This window comes from Streptomyces globosus (assembly GCF_003325375.1).
GTDB classification, from domain to species: Bacteria; Actinomycetota; Actinomycetes; order Streptomycetales; family Streptomycetaceae; genus Streptomyces; species Streptomyces globosus_A.
Genome location: NZ_CP030862.1, coordinates 4,532,184 through 4,555,398 on the forward strand (window position 1 = coordinate 4,532,184; position 23,215 = coordinate 4,555,398).

Annotated in this window: 26 protein-coding genes; 9 read left to right on the forward strand and 17 right to left on the reverse strand. The window is 70.8% G+C overall.

The annotated features are described in order from the left end of the window. The first annotated feature begins 31 nt into the window (after window positions 1-31). A complete protein-coding gene (locus C0216_RS20030) occupies window positions 32-1,411 on the forward strand; it encodes a hemolysin family protein (protein ID WP_114056614.1) in 1,380 nt (459 codons plus the stop codon). Then, window positions 1,408-2,427, forward strand: a complete 1,020-nt coding sequence (locus C0216_RS20035) for a hemolysin family protein (protein ID WP_114056615.1) — start codon at window positions 1,408-1,410, stop codon at window positions 2,425-2,427. Before C0216_RS20030 ends, C0216_RS20035 begins: the two co-directional genes overlap by 4 nt. Before the next feature lie 88 nt (window positions 2,428-2,515). Here the strand turns inward: C0216_RS20035 and C0216_RS20040 are convergent, their stop codons facing one another. Beyond that, entirely contained in the window at window positions 2,516-3,475 is a 960-nt protein-coding gene (locus C0216_RS20040; RefSeq protein WP_114056616.1) for a TerC family protein, read from the reverse strand. A gap of 4 nt (window positions 3,476-3,479) precedes the next feature. Beyond that, window positions 3,480-3,863 carry a transporter associated domain-containing protein gene (locus tag C0216_RS35385; protein ID WP_428985495.1) on the reverse strand — a complete coding sequence of 128 codons (384 nt, stop codon included), beginning with the start codon at window positions 3,861-3,863 and terminating at the stop codon, window positions 3,480-3,482. On the opposite strand from C0216_RS35385, the gene C0216_RS34615 reads away from it, so the two are divergent. After that, complete coding sequence (locus C0216_RS34615) at window positions 3,747-4,220, forward strand: hypothetical protein (RefSeq protein ID WP_246042631.1); 474 nt, start codon at window positions 3,747-3,749, stop codon at window positions 4,218-4,220. The two genes, C0216_RS35385 and C0216_RS34615, sit on opposite strands and share 117 nt — an antisense overlap. On the opposite strand, the gene C0216_RS35390 is transcribed toward C0216_RS34615, so the two are convergent. Genes C0216_RS35390 through C0216_RS34630 form a run of 4 tightly spaced genes read right to left on the reverse strand, consistent with a single transcriptional unit; the run spans window position 4,123 to window position 5,480 of the window. After that, entirely contained in the window at window positions 4,123-4,644 is a 522-nt protein-coding gene (locus C0216_RS35390; protein ID WP_428985496.1) for a CNNM domain-containing protein, read from the reverse strand. The two genes, C0216_RS34615 and C0216_RS35390, sit on opposite strands and share 98 nt — an antisense overlap. Next, window positions 4,616-4,942, reverse strand: coding sequence for a CNNM domain-containing protein (locus C0216_RS35110; RefSeq protein ID WP_216827104.1), 327 nt, complete (start codon window positions 4,940-4,942; stop codon window positions 4,616-4,618). Before C0216_RS35110 ends, C0216_RS35390 begins: the two co-directional genes overlap by 29 nt. Before the next feature lie 58 nt (window positions 4,943-5,000). Then, window positions 5,001-5,279 (reverse strand): universal stress protein, encoded by a 279-nt coding sequence (locus C0216_RS34625; protein WP_246042632.1) that lies wholly within the window; start codon window positions 5,277-5,279, stop codon window positions 5,001-5,003. 48 nt (window positions 5,280-5,327) lie between these two features. Further along, window positions 5,328-5,480, reverse strand: coding sequence for a universal stress protein (locus tag C0216_RS34630; protein WP_246042633.1), 153 nt, complete (start codon window positions 5,478-5,480; stop codon window positions 5,328-5,330). A 470-nt stretch (window positions 5,481-5,950) separates the two neighbouring features. On the opposite strand from C0216_RS34630, the gene C0216_RS20055 reads away from it, so the two are divergent. From C0216_RS20055 to C0216_RS20070, 4 genes are all read left to right on the forward strand, one after another. Beyond that, on the forward strand, window positions 5,951-6,526 hold the full coding sequence (locus C0216_RS20055; RefSeq protein ID WP_114056617.1) for a TerD family protein: 576 nt from the start codon (window positions 5,951-5,953) through the stop codon (window positions 6,524-6,526). A 348-nt stretch (window positions 6,527-6,874) separates the two neighbouring features. After that, window positions 6,875-7,456: a TerD family protein gene (locus C0216_RS20060; protein ID WP_114056618.1), complete on the forward strand. Its 582-nt coding sequence runs from the start codon at window positions 6,875-6,877 to the stop codon at window positions 7,454-7,456. Window positions 7,457-7,547: 91 nt separating this feature from the next. Next, window positions 7,548-7,805, forward strand: coding sequence for a twin-arginine translocase TatA/TatE family subunit (locus C0216_RS20065; RefSeq protein WP_114056619.1), 258 nt, complete (start codon window positions 7,548-7,550; stop codon window positions 7,803-7,805). A gap of 56 nt (window positions 7,806-7,861) precedes the next feature. Continuing rightward, window positions 7,862-8,185 carry a GlsB/YeaQ/YmgE family stress response membrane protein gene (locus tag C0216_RS20070; protein ID WP_216827105.1) on the forward strand — a complete coding sequence of 108 codons (324 nt, stop codon included), beginning with the start codon at window positions 7,862-7,864 and terminating at the stop codon, window positions 8,183-8,185. Between the two features lie 127 nt (window positions 8,186-8,312). Here the strand turns inward: C0216_RS20070 and C0216_RS20075 are convergent, their stop codons facing one another. From C0216_RS20075 to C0216_RS20085, 3 genes are all read right to left on the reverse strand, one after another. Next, window positions 8,313-9,104 (reverse strand): hypothetical protein, encoded by a 792-nt coding sequence (locus C0216_RS20075; RefSeq protein WP_162793270.1) that lies wholly within the window; start codon window positions 9,102-9,104, stop codon window positions 8,313-8,315. Between the two features lie 53 nt (window positions 9,105-9,157). Next, window positions 9,158-10,282 carry an alpha/beta hydrolase gene (locus tag C0216_RS20080; protein WP_114056621.1) on the reverse strand — a complete coding sequence of 375 codons (1,125 nt, stop codon included), beginning with the start codon at window positions 10,280-10,282 and terminating at the stop codon, window positions 9,158-9,160. Window positions 10,283-10,437: 155 nt separating this feature from the next. Beyond that, entirely contained in the window at window positions 10,438-12,945 is a 2,508-nt protein-coding gene (locus C0216_RS20085; RefSeq protein ID WP_114056622.1) for a helix-turn-helix domain-containing protein, read from the reverse strand. Window positions 12,946-13,098: 153 nt separating this feature from the next. Here C0216_RS20085 and C0216_RS20090 point away from each other — a divergent pair, with 153 nt between their 5' ends. Beyond that, the gene (locus tag C0216_RS20090) at window positions 13,099-13,326 is read left to right on the forward strand and encodes a hypothetical protein (protein ID WP_114056623.1); all 228 of its coding nucleotides are present in this window, start codon (window positions 13,099-13,101) and stop codon (window positions 13,324-13,326) included. 81 nt (window positions 13,327-13,407) lie between these two features. Then, window positions 13,408-13,872, forward strand: coding sequence for a hypothetical protein (locus C0216_RS20095; RefSeq protein ID WP_162793271.1), 465 nt, complete (start codon window positions 13,408-13,410; stop codon window positions 13,870-13,872). 272 nt (window positions 13,873-14,144) lie between these two features. Here C0216_RS20095 and C0216_RS20100 read toward each other — a convergent pair whose 3' ends face one another. The 8 genes from C0216_RS20100 to C0216_RS20135 all read right to left on the reverse strand — a co-directional run bounded on the left by C0216_RS20100 (window position 14,145) and on the right by C0216_RS20135 (window position 23,141). Further along, window positions 14,145-15,077 (reverse strand): M56 family metallopeptidase, encoded by a 933-nt coding sequence (locus C0216_RS20100; RefSeq protein ID WP_114056625.1) that lies wholly within the window; start codon window positions 15,075-15,077, stop codon window positions 14,145-14,147. Window positions 15,078-15,081: 4 nt separating this feature from the next. Then, complete coding sequence (locus C0216_RS20105; RefSeq protein WP_114056626.1) at window positions 15,082-15,483, reverse strand: BlaI/MecI/CopY family transcriptional regulator; 402 nt, start codon at window positions 15,481-15,483, stop codon at window positions 15,082-15,084. A gap of 68 nt (window positions 15,484-15,551) precedes the next feature. After that, window positions 15,552-15,965 carry a BlaI/MecI/CopY family transcriptional regulator gene (locus C0216_RS20110; protein ID WP_246042634.1) on the reverse strand — a complete coding sequence of 138 codons (414 nt, stop codon included), beginning with the start codon at window positions 15,963-15,965 and terminating at the stop codon, window positions 15,552-15,554. Between the two features lie 687 nt (window positions 15,966-16,652). Next, the gene (locus C0216_RS20115) at window positions 16,653-17,915 is read right to left on the reverse strand and encodes a protein-glutamine gamma-glutamyltransferase (RefSeq protein ID WP_114056628.1); all 1,263 of its coding nucleotides are present in this window, start codon (window positions 17,913-17,915) and stop codon (window positions 16,653-16,655) included. A gap of 947 nt (window positions 17,916-18,862) precedes the next feature. Beyond that, a complete protein-coding gene (locus C0216_RS20120; RefSeq protein ID WP_114056629.1) occupies window positions 18,863-19,816 on the reverse strand; it encodes a carbohydrate kinase family protein in 954 nt (317 codons plus the stop codon). A 47-nt stretch (window positions 19,817-19,863) separates the two neighbouring features. After that, on the reverse strand, window positions 19,864-20,706 hold the full coding sequence (locus C0216_RS20125; RefSeq protein WP_114056630.1) for a carbohydrate ABC transporter permease: 843 nt from the start codon (window positions 20,704-20,706) through the stop codon (window positions 19,864-19,866). A 5-nt stretch (window positions 20,707-20,711) separates the two neighbouring features. Further along, window positions 20,712-21,701, reverse strand: a complete 990-nt coding sequence (locus C0216_RS20130; RefSeq protein ID WP_114056631.1) for a carbohydrate ABC transporter permease — start codon at window positions 21,699-21,701, stop codon at window positions 20,712-20,714. A 96-nt stretch (window positions 21,702-21,797) separates the two neighbouring features. Further along, window positions 21,798-23,141, reverse strand: a complete 1,344-nt coding sequence (locus tag C0216_RS20135; protein WP_114056632.1) for an ABC transporter substrate-binding protein — start codon at window positions 23,139-23,141, stop codon at window positions 21,798-21,800. Between the last annotated feature and the right edge of the window lie 74 nt (window positions 23,142-23,215).

Genomic DNA, 23,215 nt, shown 5'->3' on the forward strand with positions numbered 1-23,215 from the left:
CTGATCGCGGCACGCTGCCCGGTGGTGTCCGGTGAGCGCCGTACTGGGTCTGCTGGCCGTCCTCGTGCTGACCGCCGGCACCGGCTACTTCGTGGCCCAGGAGTTCGCCTACGTCGCCGCCGACCGGCTCAGCCTGGCCCGCGAGGCGGCAGCCGGCGACAAGCGGGCCGCCCGCGCGGTGAAGGTGCTGGAGCGGCTGTCGTTCATGCTCTCCGGCGCCCAGCTGGGCATCACCGTCACTGGTCTGGTCGTCGGCTTCCTCGCCGAGCCCGCCCTGGCCGAGCTACTGCGTCCGCTGCTGACCGGTGTCGGCATCCCTGACACTGCGGTGAGCGGTATCGCGCTGACGCTGGCGTTCGCGCTGGCCACGGTGATCCAGATGGTGCTGGGCGAGCTGGCGCCGAAGAATCTCGCCCTGGCCATTCCCGACCGGCTCGCCAAGGCGCTCGGCGCCTCCACCCTGGCCTATCTGAAGGTCGCCGGCCCGCTGATCAGGGTCTTCGACGCGGCCGCGAACAAGATCCTGCGCCGGATCGGCATCGAGCCGGTGGAGGAGCTGCACCACGGCGCGACGCTGGAGGAACTCGGTCACCTGATCGGAGAATCCCATGATCACGGGCAGCTGCCCCGCGCCACAGCCGACCTGCTGGAGAGCGCGCTGGAGTTCTCCGAACGCCGCCTCGCGGAAGTGATGGTGCCCCGCGTGGACGTGGACACCATCCCGGCAGCCGCCTCGGTCGAGGATGTGGCCTTGCTGATCGCCCGTCGTGGCCACTCCCACTACCCCGTCATCGGACGGCGCACCGACGACGTGGTGGGTGTCGTCGGAGTCCGCGAGCTCATGCCGCTGCCCGCCGATGACCTCGCGCGGCAGAGTGCCGAGGCGCTGGCTCGTCCCGCGCTCTTCCTACCCGACCGCCTCGCCCTGCCCGGTGCGATCGAGCAGATGGAAGCCGCGGGTGAGGAGTTCGCCGTGGTCCTGGACGAGCACGGAGGACTGGCCGGGATCGTCACTTTCGAGGACATCGCCGAAGAGCTCGTCGGGGAGATCGCCGACGAGAGCGACCGCGTCGTCCCCCTCGCCGTACGCGAGGGGAACGGCTGGCTGGTGGATGCGGGGCGCCGCATCGACGAAGCCGCCGAGGCCACCGGAATCACCCTGCCGGAGGACGACGAGGACTTCGAGACCGTCGCCGGACTGGTCATCGACCGACTCGGGCGCCTGCCCGCCATCGGCGACCGGCTCACCGTCGACCTGCCCGACGGGGGCCGGGCCACGATCGAGGTCACAGCCGTGGACCGGCACGTGCCCGAACGGATCCGGCTGAGCCGCCTGCCCGACCACGAGCACACCGCCGAGAACACCATGCAGGCTCCCCCTGCAGACCGCAGTGAGGAGCGGCCCGTATGAATCCCCTGATGGCCGTCTTCGTCACCGTCCTACTGCTGATCGGCAGCGGCTTCTTCGTCGCCGCCGAGTTCGCCCTGGTCGCAGCCAAACACCACCGCATGGAACAAGCAGCCGCCCAGGGCCGGCGCGGCGCCCGCGCGGCGCTCGCCGGCATGCGGGAGCTGTCCCTGATGCTGGCCGGGGCGCAGCTGGGCATCACCATGTGCACCCTGGGCCTGGGCATCGTCTCCAAACCCGCCCTCTCCCATCAGATCGACCCTCTGCTCCTCAAGCTGGGCCTGCCCGCCGGGCTCAGCTACGGCATCGCCTTCGCGCTGGCCATGGCCGTCATCGTCTTCCTGCACATGGTCCTGGGCGAGATGGCACCCAAATCCTGGGCCATCGCCCACCCCGAGAGCTCGGCGATGCTCCTCGCACCGCCCTTCCGCGCCCTGATCCGCCTCGTGCGGCCCCTGATCTGGGTCCTCAACCAGATCAGCAATGCCCTGGTGCGGCTGTGCCGGGTCACCCCGCGCGAGGAACTCACCTCGGTCCACAACCGCGAGCAGCTCGCCCACCTGGTCGCCGAGTCCCAGCGCCTCGGGCTGATCAGCGCAGGCGACTCCACCCTGATCACCCGGTCCCTGACGGAACCGCAAGCCCCCATCGGCGCCCTGCAAGTCCCCGCCGACCGGATCGCGCAGGTGCCCGCGGGCGCGGGTGCCGATGCGATCCTTGCCGCGGCCACCGCGGCTGACCGCACCCGGCTCCTGGTGAGGGAGGGGGACCGCGTCCTCGGCTCGGTACATGCGCGCGATGCTCTCGCCACCCGGATCCAGGGCCGCCCCGTCACTGCCGGCGAGCTGGCCCGCCCTGTACCCGACCTCACCCAGGACACCACCGTCGCGCAGGCGGTCGAGGCACTGCGGCGCAACCGAGCCTCCCTCGCCGTCGTACGCGACACGGACGGGCAGCTGACCGGCCTGGTCAGCCTGGACGACCTGATCACCCGCATCCTGGGGCAGCAGAGAGCCTGACCGGAGTCCTGCGGGCGGTGCGGCATTCAGGAGGGGTGCCACACGCCCGCCGCGCGATCGGCATCAGCGGTGCCGGGCGTCCGCACGATCAGCGGTCATCCCGGGCCCGGTCCCGATCCGGTGGCTTCGTGCCGGGCCGGCGGCTCGTGGCCCGCCAGGAGACGGCAAAGGTGACCGCCAGCACGGTGATGATGAAGGTCAGCGACACCCAGATGGGCACCTTGTACAGGTCGGAGATGAGAAGTTTGACGCCGACGCCGGCCAGGATGATCCCCAGGCCGGTCTGCAGGTAGCGGAAGCGGCGTGCGGCTCCGCTGATCAGGAAGTACGCGGCCCGCATGCCCAGCAGTGAGAAGGCGTTCGCGGTGAACACGATAAAGGTGTTCTCGGTGACGGCGAAGATGGCCGGGATGCTGTCGACGGCGAAGACCACATCGGTCGTCTCGATCACCACCAGCGTCGCCAGCAGCGGGGTGGCGGCCCAGCCCGCGTGGGTGCGCACCAGCAGCCGCTGTCCGTGCAACTCGTCGGTCACCGGCAGCACGCGGCGCATCGCCCGCAGCACGATGTTGCGTTCCGGGCGGACCTGTGCGCCGCCGTGCCGCAGCACCTTCCACGCGGTCAGGAGCAGGATGGCGCCGAAGACGTAGATCGTGACGTGAAAGGCGTCCAGCAGCGAGGCCCCGACACCGATGAACACCGCCCGCATGGCCAGGGCGCCGATGATGCCCCACATCAGCACCCGGTGCTGGTACTGGTCCGGGATCCCGAAGTAGCCGAAGATCAGCGCGAAGACGAAGATGTTGTCGACCGACAGGCTCTTCTCGATCAGGTAGCCGGCCAGGAACTCCTCGGCCATGACCGGACCCTGCCACCACAGCAGAATGGCCCCGAACGCCAGGGCCAGCACCACCCACAGGGCACTCCACCACGCTGCTTCCCGCAGCGAGATCTCCGTGGCATGTCGATGGACAACAAACAGATCGAGGACCAGCACCGCCACGACGAAGGAGGTGAAAACGAACCAGGCCACTAGCGGCACGTCCATATGGTTAGCTTTTCCGGTTTAACCCGATATGAACCAGTCGCACTGTGTAGCCGCCTGGCGATGCGGCTCCTTCCCCCTTGCCTGGATCGCCGCGGACGGCACGGCGCCGGTCAGGGATCTGCGGTCGGTCTCCGGTCGGGCCGGCTTGGGTGGCGGGGGCCCGACTGATCCGCACCTCGGTGATGGCGTTGTGGTCGAAGATGGTGACTTCGAGAATCCGCTCATCTGCCAGGATGCGGGTTCCCGGGGCGCTGGGGATGCGTCCCAGTCTGTGCAGGACGAGGCCTGCGACGGTGGTGCAACGGCCATCGTCGGCGACACCGGGCAGGTCGCCGAGTTCGACGCCGATGTCGGGAAGATCGCGGACGGGGAACCATCCGGGGACCAGGAGCGAGCCGTCCTCTTGCGGGACCACGGTGGCGATCTCGCGGTCGGTCTCGTCGTAGATCTCGCCGACGATCTCCTCCAGGAGGTCTTCGATGGTGACAACCCCCTCGATGGAGCCGTGCTCGCCGGCGACGAGCGCGAACTGCTGCCGTTTGGCACGGAAGTCCGAAGCGCCTCGGAGATCTTCTTGGAGCCGGTGAGGACGGTTGCCGGCTGGGCCAGCTCAGCCACCGGGGGGTCGTCCCGCACTGGTGGTCGCGTCACGGAGTTGGCCACGCCGACGACATCCTCGAAGCGGCCTGCGGCCAGGACGGGGGCTCGGGAGGGTCCGGAGTTCGCCAGCGCGGTTCGGGCCTGAGCGGCGGGCATCGATGCGGCAGGAGTGAACACTGCCCGGCGGGGCACGAGCGCCGCGCGCAGGGTGCGTTCGCGGATCTCCAGGGCCCTGGAGATGATGGTGCGCTGCTGGGGGTGAGGCCGCGGTGGCTGATGACCATGTCCCGAAGTTCTTCCGGGGTGGGCGGCTGTTTTCCGGCCCGTGGGTCGCCGCCGAGGATACGGACGAGCAGGTTCGTGGTGTGACTCAGTGTCCACACCGCCGGGCGGGAGGCGGTGGCGAGGATGTCCAGGGGGGTGGCGGCGATCAGGGACCACCGCTGGGCAAACTGCATCGCCAGTCGCTTGGGCGCCAGTTCGCCGGCCACCAGGGTGACGAACGTCAGCAGCAGCGTCACCAGGGCGACAGCAAGCGGTTCAGCGGCTTGGCCGGTGAACGCGAGCAGCGGTACGAGGGGCTCGGCCGGTGAACGCGAGCAGCGGTACGAGCGGCTCGGCCAGGGAAACGGCCGCTGTGGCGGAGGCCAGGAAGCCGGCCAGGGTGATGCCGATCTGGATGGTCGCGAGGTACCGGTTGGGGTCTGCGGCCAGGCGGGCGAGGCGGGCAGCGGCAGCGCCGCCTCGGCGGCGAAGCTTGCGGAGCTGGCTTTCGCGCAGTGAGATGAGGGCGATTTCGGTGCCCGCGAACAGTGCGTTGAGCGTGATCAGCGCGCCGATGAGGGCGAGATCCCGCAGGTAGTTCACAGCCCAAGCCTCCGCTCCCCGTCTGCCTTCCGGTCCTACGGCTCGGTGCGGCTGGGCGTCACAGACCCGAGCGCACCACGGTGACGGGGCAGTTGGCGTGGTGCAGGACGGCCTGGCTGACCGAGCCCAGCAGCCGTCCGGCGAATCCGCCGCGTCCGCGCGCGCCCACCACGATCAGCTGGGCGTGCCCGCTCGCCTCGCTCAGGGTCGGCCAGGTCCGCCCCCGAACGGTCCGGGCGTGCAGGTTCACCTCCGGGTATCGCTCACGGTGCCCGGACAGTGCCTCGGCCAGCAGCCGCTGCTCCGCCGCCCCCATCCGGTCCACGTCACCGATCATGTCGACCAGTTCCACGGGATGGCTCGGGCCGCTGTCGCCTTGATCGCTTCACGTGCTCCAGACATGCAGGGCCACCAGTTCGCTGCGCCGCAGCGCCGCCTCGGCGAACGTGAACGCGATCGCGCCCGCGCCCTGAGGGGATCCGTCCGCCGCCGCCAGCACCGGCCCCTCGGGCTCGGGCCGGCCGCGTACGACCATCACCGGGCGGCGGCGTCCACGGCGGCCATGGCGGAGGGCGAGCCGTCCACCCCGACCACGACCGGACCAGACATCGCGCCGCCTCTCCTCACCCGCAGCCCCACTGCCGGGGCTGGGCGCGCTGTGCGTCTTCCCAGCTTCTCCCGCACCCCACCCCCACGCCACCAGTAGCGGCCGCATCGGGCACCGCTGTCCAGCTCGCAGGGGTGTGGCGGCGTGAAGACGAAGAACAGGATGACGGAACAGGAGAGCCAGGTGTTCACCGCGCTGCGCCGGACGCCGGGGCCGGTGCAGAGCCGGGCGGCTCCCTGCCCCCGGGCGGGACATGTCGGCACTGCGCACATCGTTCACCGACATGCCGTCTACCTCCCGCCTCACGGCCGACATGTTTCTACAGTGCTGTAGATTCAAATCGAGCCGAAGGTACGGGCGCGCCAGCCCGGGCCGCGGGGATACCGAATGGGAGCCACGACATGGGTGTGAGTCTGTCCAAGGGCGGCAATGTCTCGCTGAGCAAGGAGGCCCCGGGGCTGGCCGCCGTGCTGGTCGGCCTGGGCTGGGATGCCCGCTCGACCACCGGTCAGGACTTCGACCTCGACGCCAGCGCGCTGCTGGTCGGCGATTCCGGCAAGGTCCCCTCCGATCAGCACTTCGTCTTCTACAACAACCTCAGGAGCCCCGACGGCTCCGTCGAGCACACCGGCGACAACCTCACCGGCGAGGGCGAAGGCGACGACGAGGCCGTCAAGGTCGATCTCGCCACCGTCCCCGCAGACGTCACCAGGATCGTCTTCCCGGTCTCCATCCACGACGCGGACAACCGCGGCCAGAGCTTCGGGCAGGTCCGCAACGCGTTCATCCGCGTCGTCAACCAGGCCGGCGGCGCCGAACTCGCCCGCTACGACCTCTCCGAGGACGCCTCGACCGAAACCGCGATGGTCTTCGGCGAGCTGTACCGCAGCGGCGCCGAGTGGAAGTTCCGCGCCGTGGGCCAGGGCTACGCCTCCGGTCTGGCCGGCATCGCCGCCGACTTCGGCGTAGGAGTCTGACCCAGGACGCGCACTGCGTGCGGACCGGGGTCTCGCCGGTCCGCACGCAGGGACAGGGGCGGTTCGGCTCCACCTCATCAGACCGGGAGAAACTCGGCAGCCCAGCCTTCGCGAGCCCGGACTCCACCAGTCCGTCCCCCGCACACCCAGGATCGCCGGGGGCGGAAGCCGATCGGCGCACACGGTGGCAACGCCTGCACACGGAGGCCGGTTCGCCGCACGCACGGGCCGCAACCGTGGGCCACCGCGGCGGAGCGCCCTCTCCTCGTCGTTTCTACAGTGCTGTAGATTCGGGCGGGCACAGTGTCACCGGGCGGGCCCGTCTGCCCCGAGCATCAGGAGGAAGCCATGAGCGTCACGCTCACCAAGGGTCAGCAGATCAGCCTCGAGAAGAGCAGCGGCAGCGCACTCAGCGTCGTGCGGATGGGGCTGGGCTGGCAGGCGGCCCCGCGCAAGGGCTTCCTGGCCCGCATGACCGCGAAGGACATCGACCTCGACGCCTCCGCCGTCCTCTTCGCCGGGAAGGAGCCGGTGGACGTGGTGTTCTTCCAGCAGCTGACCAGCAAGGACGGCTCGGTCCGCCACACCGGGGACAACCTCGTCGGCGGCGCCGGTCAGGGAGGGGACGACGAGTCGATCCTCGTCGACCTCCAGCGGGTGCCGGTACACGTCGACCAAATCGTCTTCACCGTCAACTCCTTCACCGGCCAGACCTTCGCTGAGGTACAGAACGCGTTCTGCCGCCTCATCGACGAGAACAACGGCCAGGAACTGGCCCGCTACACCCTCTCCGGCGGCGGCAACTACACCGCGCAGGTGATGGCCAAGGTGCACCGCTCCGGTGCTGGGTGGAACATGTCCGCGATCGGGGAGCCGGCCGCCGGTCGTACCTTCAAGGACCTCCTCCCGGCCGTCGCCTCCCACCTGTAACCGTCGACCGGCAGACCTGACGCCACTGCCCTACCGACGGCCCGGATACGCGCCGCGGCGGATATCGCTCGCTTCAGAGGGACGGACACCCATGTTCGGCATCAGTGAAATAGCGATTATCGCGATCGTTCTGATCCTGTTCCTCGGGGCCAAGAAACTCCCCGAACTCGCACGCTCCATGGGGACATCGGCTCGGATCCTCAAGAGCGAGGCCCGGGCGATGAAGAACATGCCAGCCACCCCTGGTGCCGCTGGGCCGGCATCCGGCGCCGGGCACGTCATCGAACCGGACGCCGTGATCATCCCTCACCCTGCCCACCAGGCCGACAACGACACCCCGCGACGCTGACCCACCCCAACGCAACGAGAACCAGCCGCCACGCCCAGACCTCGGGGAGGACATCCTTGAGGCTGATCACCTGGCTGACTCTCGGTCTGCCGGCCGGAGCCCTGGCCCGGCTCCTCCTGCCTTCGCGCAGGGCCGACGATCGCACCGGCCGCATCGCCATCAGCGTTGTCGGCGCGTTCGCCGGCGGATGGTTCTCCGAGCAGTTCTTCGGCACGCAGGTCGAGACCCACTTCTTCGACCTCAGCACCTGGGTCACCGCGGTCGCAGGCTCCCTCGCCCTCTTTTCGTCTACCGTACGGCCTTCCGCAACACGGGCGGCTGACCCACGCCCCCGATCGCTGCCCGGCGGCAATCCCGTCGTCCCGCGACGGCCTTCGTGATCCCCCACTCGCCCCAAGCGGAGCGCAGGACCTGACGCGGTGCCCGACCGGCGGGGCGGCAGCAGGAGCCGCAAGGAGCCCGGCCGATCGCCTCGGCCGGGCTCCCATCCCCCTCGCCCCCCGCGTGTCAGGACTTCCGGCGGGCCGTCCTGAAGAGCTCGGCGGTCACTGCGGCGGCCTCTTCCCGCGAAGCGCCCTCGCCACCGGTCACCGCCTGCGCCAACTCGAAGACGTTGGCGCCGCCGAGGGTGGAGTAGTCGGCCCAGGCGCACACCGGGACCCTGAAGTCCGCCGCGCTCTCCTTCGGGGAGCCGGCCGACGTGTGGTGGATGACCTTCATGTCCTGGCACTTCATCAGTGCGCCCTCGAAACCGGCGGGCTCGACGGCCGTGGCGCTGCCGGCCGGCTCCATCACGAGCCCCCGCTTCTTCCCGTCGCCCTTGAAGCCCTTCTCGCCGACCTGGGCGAGGTACCTGTCGAGGGCCGCGGCGGGGTCGGCGATGTCGCCGTACAGGCCGTCGAAGCTCAGCCGCCTGCCGCCCACCTTGCCCGGATCCCCGGCCTCGGGGCCGGGCCCGTTGTAAATGCCGGACACCGCACGGGCGTTGCGCACCCCGATGCGTTCGGCCCCCTTCTGCTGCTCGGCGTTCAGCTCGGCTGGCGCGCTGCCGGGGCTCGACTTCGTGAAGGCGCCGACCGATGCCGGGGCGACGAGCTCGTAGCCCTTGCTGTGCACGGCGACCCCGCTGTTGCTCACCCGGTCGACCCTGCCTGCACGGTCATCGGCACCGTCGCCGAGTACGGCGTACGCGGTGACGCCGATCACCGCGAGGGCCACAGCGGTTCCCGCGATGGTCAGGACCCTCCTCCTCCACGGCGCCGGCTGCGGCGGGAACGGTCCGGGCTGGTCCTGGCTCATGTGTGTGTTCCCCGCAATCTCCCGTACGGGACCATGGATGACGTGCCGGCCGGTCAGCCCGCTGTGGCGAAGGCGGCTTCGAGGCGCGGGACGTAGTCGGCGAAGGCGGGCGCCCAGCACCCGTAGTTGTGGCCGCCGTTGCAGCTCGGGGCCAGCGAGGCGCCGTCTCCGTAGTCGACGAGGCGGCTGGGAATGCCCAGCTGGTCCAGGCGGGCCTTGACGGTGTGGGAAGCCCTGGCGGTGTGGACGTCGATCAGGTCGTTGTTGCCGGTGTAGAGCGTGACGCCGGTCCCGGAGAGCTTGGCGAGGTTGACCGGCGCGGCCGGATCGACCGCCTGCCAGACGCGGTCGGCGTTGAAGAACGGGTACGGGGAGCCGAAGATCGCATCGCTGTCCACGTAGGGCCCGTGCCCGGTGCAGGCGCCGGAACCGGAGCCGGACGAGCTGCTCACCGCGCACCAGGCGCCCGCGAGGTTGAGCTCGGTGGCCAGTACGGCCCCGCGGACCTCCCACATGCCGAAGTCGATGGCCCCCGACAGCGCGGCCACGTGGCCGAACAGGTCGGGCCGGGCCTGGGCATAGTGCAGGGAGCCGTAGCCGCCCATGGACAGGCCGACCACGGCGCGGTGGGCGCGGTCGGCGCGCGTGCGGAGATTGGCGTCGATGAACGGGACGACCTGGGTGAGGTGGAAGGTCTCCCAGTTCGACTTCCCCTCGGCGGTGTTCTGCATCAGCCAGTCCGCGTACCAGCCTTTCAGCCCCCCGTCCGGCACCACGGTGATCATCGAGTCCGAGTGCAGTGCCGGCGCGGCCGCGACGTCGTTCACGTTGCCGCCACCACCGTGCAGGAAATACGTGACTGGCCAGGCACGGCCGGGGTCGGCGTCGTAGGCGGCCGGGAGGAGGATGCGGATCGGGTGCTTTCCGGACAGCTGCGCGGTGGTGACGGTGATCGTGAAGTCGGTGGGGCTGCGCACCTGCGTCTCTTCGCGGAGCACGGACAGACCGTAGCCGTCACTGAAGGCGGGCACGGAGGCGGCAGGCACGGTGCGCACCGGCGCGGTGGCCGCAGTGGTGGCCGGTGTCACAGCGGGTGCCGCGGCGTGTGCGGTGCCGGTGCCCAGCAGGGCGGTGAGCGCGAGTGCCGCGCCGAGCGGGGCGAGGCGCAGGGACGTCATGGGTGACCCTTCGTCGACGGGGCCCGCGGCGGGTGAGCCGCTGCGGGCCGGACATCCCGATGCTCGCGGCCCGGGCCGCCCTGCCAACAGGCCAAGCCACCGGCCATTGGTGACCGGCGTCCTCCGGGCAGGCCGACCGCCCGTGGCTCCGGTGGTCACCGATCGACGGTCGACGGGGGTGTGAAGGTGGCCGGTGCGAAATCCCGGTGCCGGTCGCGGAAGGAACGGCCGAGGTGGTGTTGCAGCCGGACGTGGCGGAACTGGTACACGGCTCCGGTCTGGCGCAGCACCCCTCGGCGGTAGGCATCGTCCAGGAACGCGGCGGGGTCCCAGGGGAGCCGCCCGGCCAAGGGCAGCCAGACACGGGCCAGCACGATCCACTGTCCCCACGCCGTGAAGGCGAGCACGTAGGAGGCCGCACCGCCCAGGCCGCCGACCGCGCCGATGAACAGGCTGTCCCGGACCGCCCAGTTGAGGGGCCCCATCGTGCCCTGGAGCAGGTGGACGATCAGGTAGCCGCCGAAGGCGATGGCCAGGGTGAACGCCGTTGCCAGGATGAGGAACTGCCGGCCGGCCGTCGCCCGGTTCGAGGCCAGCAGACTGAGCGGGGTGGCCGCCGCGGTGACATCCACGGGCACTTCGAGCACGGCCATCAGCCCGAAGACGAGTCCGGCGGCCGAGCCAAAGATCAGCCCGAGCACCAGCATGTTGATCAGGGTGCCCTCGATGATGCGCGGGTCGACGACGGACGTCCCCGCGGCCAGCGCGCGCCCCAGGGAGAGGGCGCAGGCGCATCCGACGCCCATGACGGCGCCGCCGATCAGCCCGTGGCCGAACCGGACGGCGAAGGTGCGCAGCGACCGGCGGCCGAGGCTCTCGTGCGCGACGCGCAGGGTCAGCCGGATACGGGTCGGTGCGAAGGCCGTACCGCCGCCCGCCCGGTCCGCCAGCGCGTAGACGGCCCCGAAGGCGAGGCCCGCGGCGGGGCCCATGAGGCAGCCCTGCAGCAGGAGTTCGTCGAGAGGGAGGGAGGCCAGCAGCAGGCCGACCAGCCAGACGGCGAGCGTGATGCTCACGACGCTGGCCACGACGACGGCCAGCGTCCGCGTCGCACGGGACAGTGAATCGCCGAGCTGCCACCACGCGAGGTCCTGGCGCTCCCGGTCGAGGCGGACCAGGTGGTGGGCGAGGAAGCCGAGCCTGCGCTCGGCCCGCGCGGCGTCCGCGTACGGTGCCCGGGGCTGGAAGCCGGCGGCGTCCCGCTCGGGGGCGCGGCGCCGGTAGACCGCCGGTACGAAACCCGCCAGGAGGTGTTCGTCCAGGCTCTTCGCCGAGGGGAACCGGCTGGTGTCCAGGAGCTCGGCGGGGTCCCGGTCGGGTGTCTCGCTGTACAGGGTGCGGGCGAGGACGACCATGAGCGGGGTGGTCAGCACCGCTGCGAGGTTCTTGTGGGCCGGGCCCCGGCCCGTGCGCAGCTCCGTGAGGACCGCGTCCCAGGGGGAGCCGGGTGCGTCCGGGCTCTGGCCGGTGCCCGTCTCGGTCGGGACGCCGCGGGTGGTGCGGGGCAGGTAGTCGGCGAGGTCGTCGAGGGTGAGGTCGGTGAGTTCGATGCCCCCCGCCCAAACGAGCGGGGCGTGCGCCGCCCGGACTGCTTCCGCGTACTCCGCGCGCCGACTGGTGAGGACGAGCGGGGTGGTGGTGGCGTTGAGCGCGTCCAAGGCGTCGCGCCGTAAGCCCTCGGCGATCTCGTCGAACCCGTCGAGGACCGGCAGGATGAGGTCGGCGTCGACGAGTACGGCCGCCAGGGTGGCCACGCCGGATCTGCGGCGGGCCAGGTGCGGGTGGTCGCGCAGCAGTCGGCTGATCAGCCAGTCCCGCAGGGCCGTGGTCGACGGGTCCCAGGAGCCGATGCTGAAGATGACCGGCACGCGGGGGTGCGGGGCCGGGGATTCCAGGAGGTCGAGGAGGAGCCGGATCGTCAGGATGGACTTCCCCGAGCCGGCCCGGCCGAGTATCACCAGCCGCCCGGAGGGTATCCGGAGGTAGACGTCGGCCAAGCTGCGCAGGTCGCCGCCCAGATCCATCTCACGCGGAGTCCCACCCGGCCCGAGGCGCTGAATGTTCTCCGCCCGGTCGGTCAGCACGGCGGGCGCCGACTGCCACCGGACGGGCAGGGGGAACGGGTCGTGGACACGGCGCTGCGCCTCCTCGCGGCGCCAGCGGCGGCGGACCTCCGTCGCCAGCTCCCGCGCGGCCTCGGCGAGCACGCCGGCCACGGGCGGCCGAGGGGGCGGGGCGGACGCAGGACTCGGCGGTCCTTGCCCCTGGAGTCCGGCGGCGGGTACGGGATCGGGTGCCGTCCGGCCCTGAAAGGCGGCGGGTGGGGAATCCGGCGGCTTGTGGCCCTGAAGTCCGGCGGCGGGCACGGGGGTTGCTGCGGACGAGCCGGTGAGGGCGGCCGCCACACGCAGCCGGTCGGCTTCCTCCAGGCCGAGCGCGTCCGCGAGCAGGTTCACCGTCCCCATCCGGTGGTTCGTGGATCCGCCGCTCTCCAGCCGGCGGATGGTGCGCACGCTGACCCCGGACCGTTCGGCCACCTGCTCCTGCGTCAGGCCCGCCCGATCGCGCAGCGTGCGCAGCAACGTGCCGAGGTCCTCCGTCATCCAGCAACTCCCCTGATCCGCCTGTGGGAACGGCGGTGAGCCTACCCGTGGCCGCCGGTCACGAACGGCCGGGCCCTTGTCCTGTACAGCCGCGGTGTCCCGGGACACCGTCTGGTCGGTGCCCGTGTACGGACGTCAAGACAAGGAGCCGAGGTGGCCAACCGCTTCTGGTGCGGGGAGTGCGGTTTCAAAACGCCCTGGGTCGACCCGTCCGAGGGACGGCGCCGGCAGGTGGAGCACCACGCCCGCAGGCACCCCGGCACGACCCCGGCCGGCCAGGTCGAGACCCGAAGGCGCGGCCGCGGCACGCGCCGCGGCTGGCTGCTGCTGACGGCCGGCGTCCTCATCCTGCTCACCGTGGTGACCGCGTGGCGCCACTGACCACACGGCGCGCCGGGGCCTCGCTACGCCCCGCAGACCACGCCGACCAGCACGTCCCCCTCATCTTCCGGAGGTTTGCCCATGTCACATCCGCCCACGACTCCGCGCCGCGACGGCCGTTCCGGCCGTCCCGAGCGGCGACGCCCCGGCACCGCCACGGCCGCGGGCGTACTCGGTATCGCGTACGGCCTCGTGGTGTTGTGCGCCGGGTTGAGCGGGATGCTCTGGGGGCTGAACTCGTTCGGGGAGGTGGGCTGGCTGGTCTTCCTCTGCGCGTTCGTCATCCCGCTGGGCATCGCACTGTTGCGCAACGGGGCCAGACTCCTGTCGGGCCGCCCCGAAGCCGGCCCCCGGCTGAGCCAGCTGCTGATGGTGCCGGCGGGCCTGTCCGGCGTGGCGATCGGGGCCATGGTGGCGCAGGCGGATCTGGCCACCGACTCGGCCCAGAACCAACTGGTGTGCTTCATCACGGCCTTCGTCCTCTCGGCCGCGACGATCGTGCTGACCGAGGCCCGCTCCACCAAGGCCTACCTCGGCTTGTTCTGACCCCCGCGCGATGGCGCCCGCGTGCCGTACGGATCCGCACGGCACCGGGACCTGAGGCCACCGGACCGGTGCGGGGCGGCAGGACGGCGCTTGCGGCGCCCGCCCTGCCGCCCCGGGCCGGTCAGGGCTACGGGGCTGCGAGCCCGCTGGTCCGCTGCGACAGAAGGCGGTAGGCGGTCTGGGCGGCGAAGGTGTCGTCCAGGCGAACGCACACCACGAACGCCGTGTCCAGGCGCCATGAGGGCACCGCACTGCGGTCCGGCTCTCCGTACTCACAGCGGGGTCGCCGCCTTGAGAATGAAGAACAGGGTGACGGCCGAGTTCGCGGAGGACAGGGCGGAGACGGCAGCACCGGCGGTGGCCCCCCAGGCGGCGAGGCCCGCCGCGGTGAACACCGACGGCCAGGCACGGGACAGCGGAGCGGGTGCGAGGAGTGCCGCCACCCGGCGTGGCACCGGGCCGGGGGCCGCGAAGTGCGCGAGCGAGGCCACGGGGGCGCCCCGGGTGACGAGCGCGGCCTTGGCGACGGCACGGGCGACAGTTCGGCGGCTGCCGGTGGTCGCCGCCGCTTCCTCGTCCGCCCACCGCTCCGTGGTGTAGCTGACCGAGGTGCGCAGCGGGCGCAGGAACGGGTTCGCGCTCGCGGCGAGCTGCGCGGCCAGCAGGAAGCGGTGGTGGCGGGCCGCGAGGTGGGCGCGTTCGTGGGCGAACAGGGCACGGCGCTCCGGTCCGTTCAGCTGCGCAAGCATCCCGGCCGTCACCACGACACGATCCCGGCGCCGGCCCGGGAGGGCATAGGCGTACGGAACGTCGTCGGGCAGCACGGCGACACTGCGGTCGGGCAGTGCGGCCAGCGCGCGGGTCGTGTCGCGGCGTACACGGTGGTGGCGCCAGGCAAGCTGGGAGCAGCCGGTGATGACGGCGAGCAGGGCGGGGATGGCGGCCTTGCCGGCCACCTCGTCGTAGGGGACGGCGGCGCGCACCTCCGGATCCGACCAGCCGTCGGGCAGCGGGTTGCCGGGCAGCTGGGCGGTGCCGACCACCATCAGCAGAGCCAGGCACAACGTGCTGCACACCGCGAGCACGGCCGCAATCGCGGTAAGCAGCCACGTGGCCGTACGAGGATGCAGATGGTGCTCCGCGAGCCGCGCGATCGGCCATGCAGTTAAGGGCAGCACCAGCGGCAGGAAGACGAAGACCCCCATGCGGTCAGTCTTCTCCTTCATCGGCGGTCTGGGCCAGGACATCGCGCAGCAGCTGCTCGTCCCGGGGCGACAGCGCGGTGACGAAGCTGGCCAGCACCGCCTGCCGGTTGCTCTCGCCGTCCAGGACCTTACGCATCCGCAGTGCGGCCAGGCCGGCTTCGTCGGCGACCGGCACCCATTCGAACGATCGGCCCGCCCGCTCGCGGGCGACCGCGCCCTTGGCGTGCAGCCTGGTCAGGATGGTCATCACGGTGGTGTAGGCAAGGTTCCCGGGCAGGCGTTCTTGGACCCACGCCGCTGTCACCGGCCGTGGTGCCCGACCCAGTACGGCGAGGACCTGGGCCTCGAGCTCGCCCTGACCGCGTCTGCGGGAATCCCCGTCACCCGTGCTGTGCGGGGCTGTCATGTCCTCTTGCCTCCCGTCTGCAGCACGCATGTCGTTGCGGCGCAGTTCATCGTACTGAGCCCTTGGCGTCATCTGCCGTACCCCTTCAGCAGGAGGCTGGGGGCGGCGGAGAGACGATCCCTGAGGGTTTGCTCGTCACCGGGGGGCAGGTCGGCGACGAAGCGGCTCAGCACTCCCTGCCGGTCGCTCTCCCCATCCAGGACTCGGTGCATCCTGATCGCCGCCAGTCCCGCGTCATCGAGCAGAGCCCTCCACCCGTACCCTCGCCCCAGCCGGCTCCTGGCCACGGCGTGCTTTGTCTCCAGCCGGGACAGCGCGGTTGCCACGGTGGTGTAGGCGAGGGCGGGGTCGACCTCGTCTCGCACCCAGGACGCCGGTACCGGTTCCGGCGCCTGGGAGCGAGCGGTCAGCACACCGGCCTCAAGCCTGCCGGGCTCCCTGCGGGCAGCCGCGCGCTCCGGCCCGCTCTTGATCGCGTCCACTGGCCCGTCCCTCCCGTCACCAGACCGCACGGGGTGCGGTGGCGACTGCTCCAGCGCTTCTTCTCCACTATGCCCCCGACACCGAGCATCTTCTACGGCGCTGTAGATTCTTGGCCTCGGTGTGACCGACCGGGATCTGGGGGGCGACAGGGCACAGCAGCCGTTGGAGCCCGGTGGCGGAGGACGCCACACCATGGGCAGTCACACACGGGCGTACCGCGCCGCCGAACAGGATCGGCAGCGCGCCCGCAAGGAACGCGGCGCTGGAAGCCGATGCCGACGCGGCGCGGCCGCATCACCCTGTGGAGTTCGCGTGGGGGGGCGCCCAGCAGGGCGTAGGCGGCCGGGGGCGGCAACCAGCGGGGGTGGGCGGTGCGGCGCTGCTGGGGTGCGTCCCCGGTGTCGTCTCTGGGCGGGGCTCCAGGTTCGCCGGGTCGCGGGCGCCCGTCTTGGACGAAAGTTCCGTGGCGGGGCGGCGCAGGGGGTCCGGCGCGCACGCCGGGTCCTGACGCGGGCCGCCGGCCGTGGGGTCCCAGGGGAGGCCTCTGGGCCGCACGGCCGGCAGGTGGTGGTCCCGTGGACCGGTGCCGTGTGGGGCTGTCGTGCGCACAGCATCCCGCCGCGGCGGACGGGCCCTGGCCGGGGGCTCCCGGAGTTCCCGGAGTCCCGGTCCGAGGCCGGGGGTTCTTACGGCCAGCCCTGCTTCACCCTGGCCGGTGCCGTGTTCCAGCTCTTGGGTATGAAGGTGACGACGTAGGCTCCGCGGTCGAAGTCGGTGTATCCGGCAGACCAGTTGCGGAACTTGCTCTCGTAGACCTGCATGGGCCCCATGCCGCCTTCCGGTGAGTGGTAGTGGTTGGCGTGGGTCCATATGGTGTTGTCAGGGTTTGCTTCCTTCTGGTCTCCGAACCAGCCGTAGTCGAAGTTGACGTAGCTTTCGCCGGGCTTGGCGGGGCTGCGTGAGGTGTTCCGGTCCTTCGACATGTCGACGAGGCCCGTGGCCCGCTCGGGGCGGAAGGCGTCGGGGTCGCCGTACTTCCTCTTGTCGGCGTGGCTCCAGGGGTCCTGCCCGCTCCAGAAGTGCTTCGAATAGATGACGGCCTTCATCCTGGACGGGTCGCGGTCGCCCCCGCTGCTGTCCCGGAAGGACGGGGTGTTCCGCAGAGCCGTGTAGAAGGTGGAGCGGCTGTCCTCGCCGGCGAGAGCGTCGTTCTTCTTCGTGAGCTCCGCCTTGAGGTTCGCCAGGTAGGTATTCTCGTCGCGGGAGTTCTCCAGGGCCTTGTTCATGACGGCTGCCACATCACGGGCACGGTTGAATCCCTTTGCCTCGTCGAAGCTCTGCTTGGCGATGCGCCCCTCGAACTCGGCCCGCGTCTCGCCCGGCCGGGGGCTGGTGTTCTCCAGAGCGTCCTTGTACTTGTCCTCGTCGAAGGACGCGAAGGCCAGTTTGTTCGTCGGATAGGGGCCTGAATTGACCCAGGTGACGCCGACGCACCCGTAGGAGAGCTGTTCTCGCTGCCGTTCGGTCATCTGCCGCGCCTGCCCGTCGCGGTGGCTGTAGACCTGCTGCCACTTGCGTATGTAGTTGCTGATGCCGGTCGTGGCCCTGCCTCCGTGGGCGCGGTATGCGTCGGGCATGCGGTCCAGGGGCTCTGCGGGCGGAGTCACCCGGCCGCCGGCCGCGGCGGAGGACCGGAGGGACTCGCTGGCGTTCGGCAGGCCCTCCCCCGGGGTCTTGTCCGGCCGGCCCAGGTCCAGAGCCCGCTCGTTCAGCGCGTTGATGAGCCTGATGTCGTCCGCCGTCAGGCCGTTCGTCTCGGCGTAGGAGCCCTTACCGTCGCCGCGGACGGGGGCGGGGCCGGCTGCCTGGCTGACGGAGGGGGCGAGACCGGCGGTGCACAGCACTATGCCCGCGGTGGCGAGGGCAAGAAATCCAGAGCGTTTGTACATGGAAGTCCGAGGTTCCTTTGCGGTGAAAAGCCGTATGACGGTGCGTGAAATTGCCGCGCGGCGGCAGAAGGAAGGCACCGAGCCGACGGATCGTCAGGCCGGGCGAGAAGTGATCATGTCCTGGCGTCGATTGCCCGACAACACGGCCGCTACAGAATCGGCCAGCCGCCCGATGGGGTGGTATTCGGTCATGCGGGGGCCTGCCCGTCGCCGGTACGTGCGGCGGTGGGGTTCTCCCGCCTCCTGCCGCACGATCCCGCGGCGTCACCGGTGCCGGCTGCCCGGATAGGTCCGTGGAATGCCGGGGTGCGGCGCCCGCCGGGCCGGGAATGCCATGCGCCGGCGGTGAAACAGGGGCGCCGGAATTCCGGCCCGGGCGTGCGGGGTTCCCGTCGGGGCGTCCACTGCGCGCCGTGGAGGACCGCGCAGTCTTCGCCACTCCCCTCTTCCAACCCCGGTCGGTTCACCGCCCGTTCCCGCTCCGTCACGGGCCGTCGCCATCCGGAGAACGGCCGGTAACGCCCGCTCGGGGCGGCGGCTTCGGCGACGGCGGCGGCCCAACCCGGCGCGAGGTGGGGAACCGTGGTCGCACCGGCGGCGTTGGGCGGGAGGCCAGGGGGGAGCGTCCGTGATGCGGGCCGTCGGCGGCCGCCGTCCGAGCAGCGGAGACCTCGGAGACGGCCGCACGTTCCCCGTCCTCGTCACGGCGGTTCAGGTACTGCGCGTTGAACCGCATCCACGGGCGCTCATCGTGGTGCTCGTGTAGCAGAGGTTAGAGCCACCGTTGTGGGTCGCGCTGGATCCGGAGGCGAGCAGGCGCGGTGTGCACCCAGCACACGATCATCCGGTGCCTTTCCTGAGGCCGGGGCTCGGGAGTGACCAACGACGGCGCAGGCCGGGTGCGCGGTGGACGCGCCGTCACGACTCCGATGCCGGCTGTCGATCACTCAGGTCCCGACGGCCTCTGCCCGGGGCGGGTCGGCGCCGGGTACGGAGCAGGTGAGGGCGGCGACGCGGGCGGCGAAAGAACAGGCGTCGGCGGTGTCTTCAAGGGTCAGGGTGTCGAGTCGGCGGCCGAGGTGTCCGAGCTCGGCCAGGCGGTGCAGCAGGCCGGCGGTGAAGGCGTCTCCGGCGCCCACGGTGTCGACGACATCGACAGCCGGGGCGGGGACGGTGACGCGTACGCCGTCGAGGGAGGCCAGGGCGCCGCGTCCGCCAAGGGTGATGACGACGAGACGGGCGCCGGCCGCATGCCAGGTGTCGCAGGCTTCTTCGGGGGTGGCTCCGGGCAGGAGCAGGGCGAGGTCGTCCTCGCTGAGGCGGAGGATGTCGGCGAGCGTGCACCAGTGGTGAAGCCGCTGGTGGTAGACGGTGGGCGGTACGAGGAGGGAGCGGACGTTGGGGTCGATGGAGATCGTGGTGTGCTCGCGGGCCTTGGTGAGGTAGTCCTCGATGTGACGGCCGCCGGGCCGGCGGATCAGGGCCAGGGAGCCGGTGTGCACGGCGGCGGTCTGCCCCTCCGGCATGGCGGCGGACAGTTCGTCCGCAGTCCACTGCCAGTCGGCGGCACCGTCGGCGAAGAAGGAGTACGTGGCCTGGCCGGTCTCGTCAAGGTTGGCGATGGCAAGGGTGCTGGGCTCGGAGGCCCTCACGCTGCCGGTCAGGTCAACGCCGGAGTCGCTCAGGTGGTTGCGGAAGAGGGTGCCGAAGACGTCGTCGGAGAACCGGGCGAGGAAGCGGGTAGGGGTGCCGAGCCGGGCGAGCGCGACAGCCGTGTTCGCGGGGCCGCCTCCGGGCAGAACGTCCAGCGCGAGACGGGAAGGGGAGGATCGGGCGGGGTCGGTGAAGGCATCGGCGACGCACTCGCCGATCACTGTGACACCGCGGGGAACCGGGTTCATGGACGGACGGCCTCTCTGTGGATGAGGCGCGCAGTGCGCCTGGAAGGTCAGCCCTTGACGGCGGAGCTGGCGACGCCCTGGACGAACCACCGCTGGAAGAACGCGAAGACGACCAAGACGGGCAGGACCAGCAGGACACCGAAGGCGAGGACCTGGCCCCAGTCGACGGGCATCTGTCCCTGGAAGACGCTCATTTGCAGCGGCAGCGGGCGCACCGCGGGGTCGGAGACCATCAGGACCGGCCAGAGGAAGGAGCCCCACTGGGTGAGGAAGGTCAGGATCGCCACCGAGGCGAAGACGGGCTTCGACATCGGGACGATGATCACGAAGAAGGTGCGCCAGGGGCCGGCGCCGTCGATGCGGGCGGCTTCCTCGATGCTGGGCGGGATCGCGCGGAAGAACGTGGCGAACTGGTAGATGGAGAAGGCGTTGGCGATGAAGGGGATCGCCTGGATGTAGATGGTGTTGCGCTGGTCGTTGAACAGGTAGAACAGCGGCACGGCCACCGCTTCGAACGGGACCAGCATCAGCAGCAGGACGAGGGTGAAGGCGGCGCCCTGGCCTTTCCAGCGCAGTCGGGTGAGGCCGTAGGCGGCCATGGAGTTGATGACCAGGCCGCCGAGGACCACGACGGTGGACAGCAGCAGCGAGATGCCCATGAAGCGCCAGAAGTAGCCGGTGGCGTCGGAGTTGAAGCTGTCCAGGACGGCTGTGTAGTTGTCGAAGGACAGGTTGGTGGGGAGGAAGCCGCTCAGGCCGTTGAGGACTTCGTCGGAGGGCTTGAAACTGCCGAGGATCAGGTAGAGGACGGGCAGGACGAAGAGGAAGGCCGGCACGCCCAGGACGGCGTAGTCGAGGAGGCGGCGCAGGGGGTTTCGGGTCCGGGCCATGGGGATCAGTCCTCGTTGCCGGTACGGACGACGCGGCGCTGGATCAGGGTCAGGGCGACGACGATCAGGAAGAAGACGACGGTGATCGCGGACGCCTGGCCGATGTTGTTCTGGTCGAAGGCGGTGGTGACGGCCTGGTACATCACGGTGCGGGTGGCGTCCTCGTCGAGTCCGCCGCCCTTGACGAGGACGTAGACCTGGTCGAAGACGCGGAAGGACAGCACCGAGGTGAGCATGGCGACGAAGACGAGGGTGCCGCGGATGCCGGGCAGGGTGACGTGGCAGAACTGCTGCCAGCGGGAGGCCCGGTCGAGCTGGGCGGCCTCGTAGAGCTCGCCGGGGATCTGCTGGAGTCCTGCGAGGAGGATGACCATCTGGAAGCCGACGCCCTGCCAGATGGACAGCACGATGATCGAGGCCATGGCGGTCAGACCGTTGCCGAGCCAGTCGAACGCCCCCCAGTTGCCGAAACTCACCGCGTCAAGCGCGGAGTTGAGCAGCCCGTCACCGCTGCGGGCGAGGATCAGCCGCCAGATGACGGCGACCAGGGCCATGGGGAAGACGACCGGCATGAAGAACAGCGACCGGAAGACGCCGATGGCCTTGAGCTTGCGGTTGAGCAGGATCGCCAGCGCCAGCGCGAGACCGGTCTGCGCGGGGACCACGACCGCGGCGAAGGTCAGGTTGTTCAGCAGAGCCCGCAGGAAGGGACCGGACATGTCGGGGTCGGCGAAAAGGCGCCGGTACTGCTCGATGCCGAAGAACCGGGGCGGCAGCGGCGAGCCCAGGCGGACGTTGTGGAAGGAGAGAACGACCGCGTAGACGAACGGCACGCCGACGAAGGCGATCAGTCCGCCGAGGGCCGGCGCGGACATCAGCATTCCGTGCGCCCGGTCGCGGTTCCTGCGCCCGGGCCGTTTGCGCGTGGCGGAGGTCGGGGGCGGGATCGGCTTCCTGCCTGCAGGCGTGGCGGGTGCGGGGTTCACGGTGGTCACGGTGGGGGTCCTCTCCCGGGCCGGGTGGGACGGGCACTGTCAGGGGTGCCCGTCCCTCCCGGCTGCTGGATGTCGGCTGGGGCGGCTGATCGCCGACTACGGCAGCTTGTAGCCGTCGTTGTCCGAGAAGTCCTGGTCGATGGCGCGGGCGGCCTTGGCCAGGGCGGTCTTCGGGTCGGCCCCGCCGTAGACGTCGGCCAGCGCCTGGCTGAACTTGGCGGTGACCGCGGGGTATCCGGCGGTGACCGGGCGGGTCACCGCGACACAGGACGTGTCGATCCGGGAGTCGCCGCAGGGCTTGGCGAGCTGGTCGGCGTAGAGCTGGAGCGGGCCGCCCTGCTTGTACAGGTCGCTCTTGGCGAGCACGGACCTGGTGCCGGGAGGGGCGCCGTTGGCCGCGGTCATCGCGGTGACGTTGGTGTCGTCGAGGAGGGAGTCGAGGAAGGCTCCGGCCGCCTTGCCGTTCTTGGTGTTGGCGCTGATGCCCCACTGCCAGGAGCCCTGGCCGGTCTTGGGGCCGTTGCCGAAGTCGGGCAGCGGCAGGACGACGAGGTCGTCACCGAGGGCCTTGCTGTAGGCGGGGTACATCCAGTGGCCGACCCAGCTCAGGGCGACGCGGCCCTTGGCGAATGCGTTGCCGTCGGTGTTGGGGTCCGTGTACGTCTTCCAGCCCTGGAGGGTCTCCAGCGCGGAGGCGACCGCCGGGGTGTCCAGGGCGCCCTCCGCCTTGCCGTTCTTCAGGAGCGCACCGCCGGCCGACCAGACGATCGGGGCGAAGCCATAGGTGCCCCATTCGTTGGCGTAGCCGCCGCTCTCCTGGAGGTCCAGGCTCTTGCCGTCGGAGTCCTTGGCAGCGAGCTTCTTGACGGCGTCGGTGAACTCGGCGGCGGTCCAGGCGTCGGAGAGCCCGGCGGGATACGTGACGCCGGCGGCGTCCAGCAGCTTCTTGTTGCCGTAGATGCCGAGCCCGGAGTCGTACATGCCCAGGCCGTAGTGCTTGCCGTTGATCTCGCCCTGGGCCTTGACGGCGTCGGTGGCGTTGGCCGTGGTCTTGACGGAGACATAGTCGTCGATCGCGACGAGCTTCTTGTTGTATGCGAAGTTCGCCATGGTCGGGCCGTCGAACTCCATCACGTCCGGCAGCTTCGAGGCGTCGGTGGCGGTGATGGTCTTGGTGTAGTCGGTGTCGGGGATCAGGGTCAGCTTGACCTGGACCTTCTTCTGCGAGGAGTTGAACGACGCCACCGCGTTCTGCAGGGCGGCCGACTCACTGGCCTGGCCCTGGTGGGCCCAGACGGTGATGGTGCCGGCGCCGCTGCCCTGCTCAGCGGAGGCCTCGGTTCCGCCACCGCCTCCGCAGGCGGCCAGCGCGGCCAGGGGAAGGGTGAGGGCCAGAGCAGTACAGGCTGTCCGGCGGGATCTCCTGCTCGGGGTGTTCATGGGCGGTTCCTCCGGTGGTGGTGCGGGTGAGGGCGGATGGTGCGGAGGTGCATGGGGGATTCGGGGTCGCCACA

Bases quoted from the DNA above. Each gene is read 5' to 3' on its own strand.
- C0216_RS20085 (WP_114056622.1), bottom strand. From the start codon at position 12,945: ATGACGGAGGACCTCGGCACGTTGCTGCGCACGCTGCGCGATCGGGCG.
- C0216_RS34625 (WP_246042632.1), bottom strand. From the start codon at position 5,279: ATGATCGGTGACGTGGACCGGATGGGGGCGGCGGAGCAGCGGCTGCTG.
- C0216_RS20125 (WP_114056630.1), bottom strand. From the start codon at position 20,706: ATGGCCCGGACCCGAAACCCCCTGCGCCGCCTCCTCGACTACGCCGTC.
- C0216_RS20105 (WP_114056626.1), bottom strand. From the start codon at position 15,483: ATGACAGCCCCGCACAGCACGGGTGACGGGGATTCCCGCAGACGCGGT.
- C0216_RS20055 (WP_114056617.1), top strand. From the start codon at position 5,951: ATGGGTGTGAGTCTGTCCAAGGGCGGCAATGTCTCGCTGAGCAAGGAG.
- C0216_RS20115 (WP_114056628.1), bottom strand. From the start codon at position 17,915: ATGTACAAACGCTCTGGATTTCTTGCCCTCGCCACCGCGGGCATAGTG.
- C0216_RS20095 (WP_162793271.1), top strand. From the start codon at position 13,408: ATGTCACATCCGCCCACGACTCCGCGCCGCGACGGCCGTTCCGGCCGT.
- C0216_RS20060 (WP_114056618.1), top strand. From the start codon at position 6,875: ATGAGCGTCACGCTCACCAAGGGTCAGCAGATCAGCCTCGAGAAGAGC.
- C0216_RS20065 (WP_114056619.1), top strand. From the start codon at position 7,548: ATGTTCGGCATCAGTGAAATAGCGATTATCGCGATCGTTCTGATCCTG.
- C0216_RS20120 (WP_114056629.1), bottom strand. From the start codon at position 19,816: ATGAACCCGGTTCCCCGCGGTGTCACAGTGATCGGCGAGTGCGTCGCC.
- C0216_RS20035 (WP_114056615.1), top strand. From the start codon at position 1,408: ATGAATCCCCTGATGGCCGTCTTCGTCACCGTCCTACTGCTGATCGGC.
- C0216_RS20040 (WP_114056616.1), bottom strand. From the start codon at position 3,475: ATGGACGTGCCGCTAGTGGCCTGGTTCGTTTTCACCTCCTTCGTCGTG.
- C0216_RS20135 (WP_114056632.1), bottom strand. From the start codon at position 23,141: ATGAACACCCCGAGCAGGAGATCCCGCCGGACAGCCTGTACTGCTCTG.
- C0216_RS20100 (WP_114056625.1), bottom strand. From the start codon at position 15,077: ATGGGGGTCTTCGTCTTCCTGCCGCTGGTGCTGCCCTTAACTGCATGG.
- C0216_RS20080 (WP_114056621.1), bottom strand. From the start codon at position 10,282: ATGACGTCCCTGCGCCTCGCCCCGCTCGGCGCGGCACTCGCGCTCACC.
- C0216_RS20075 (WP_162793270.1), bottom strand. From the start codon at position 9,104: ATGAGCCAGGACCAGCCCGGACCGTTCCCGCCGCAGCCGGCGCCGTGG.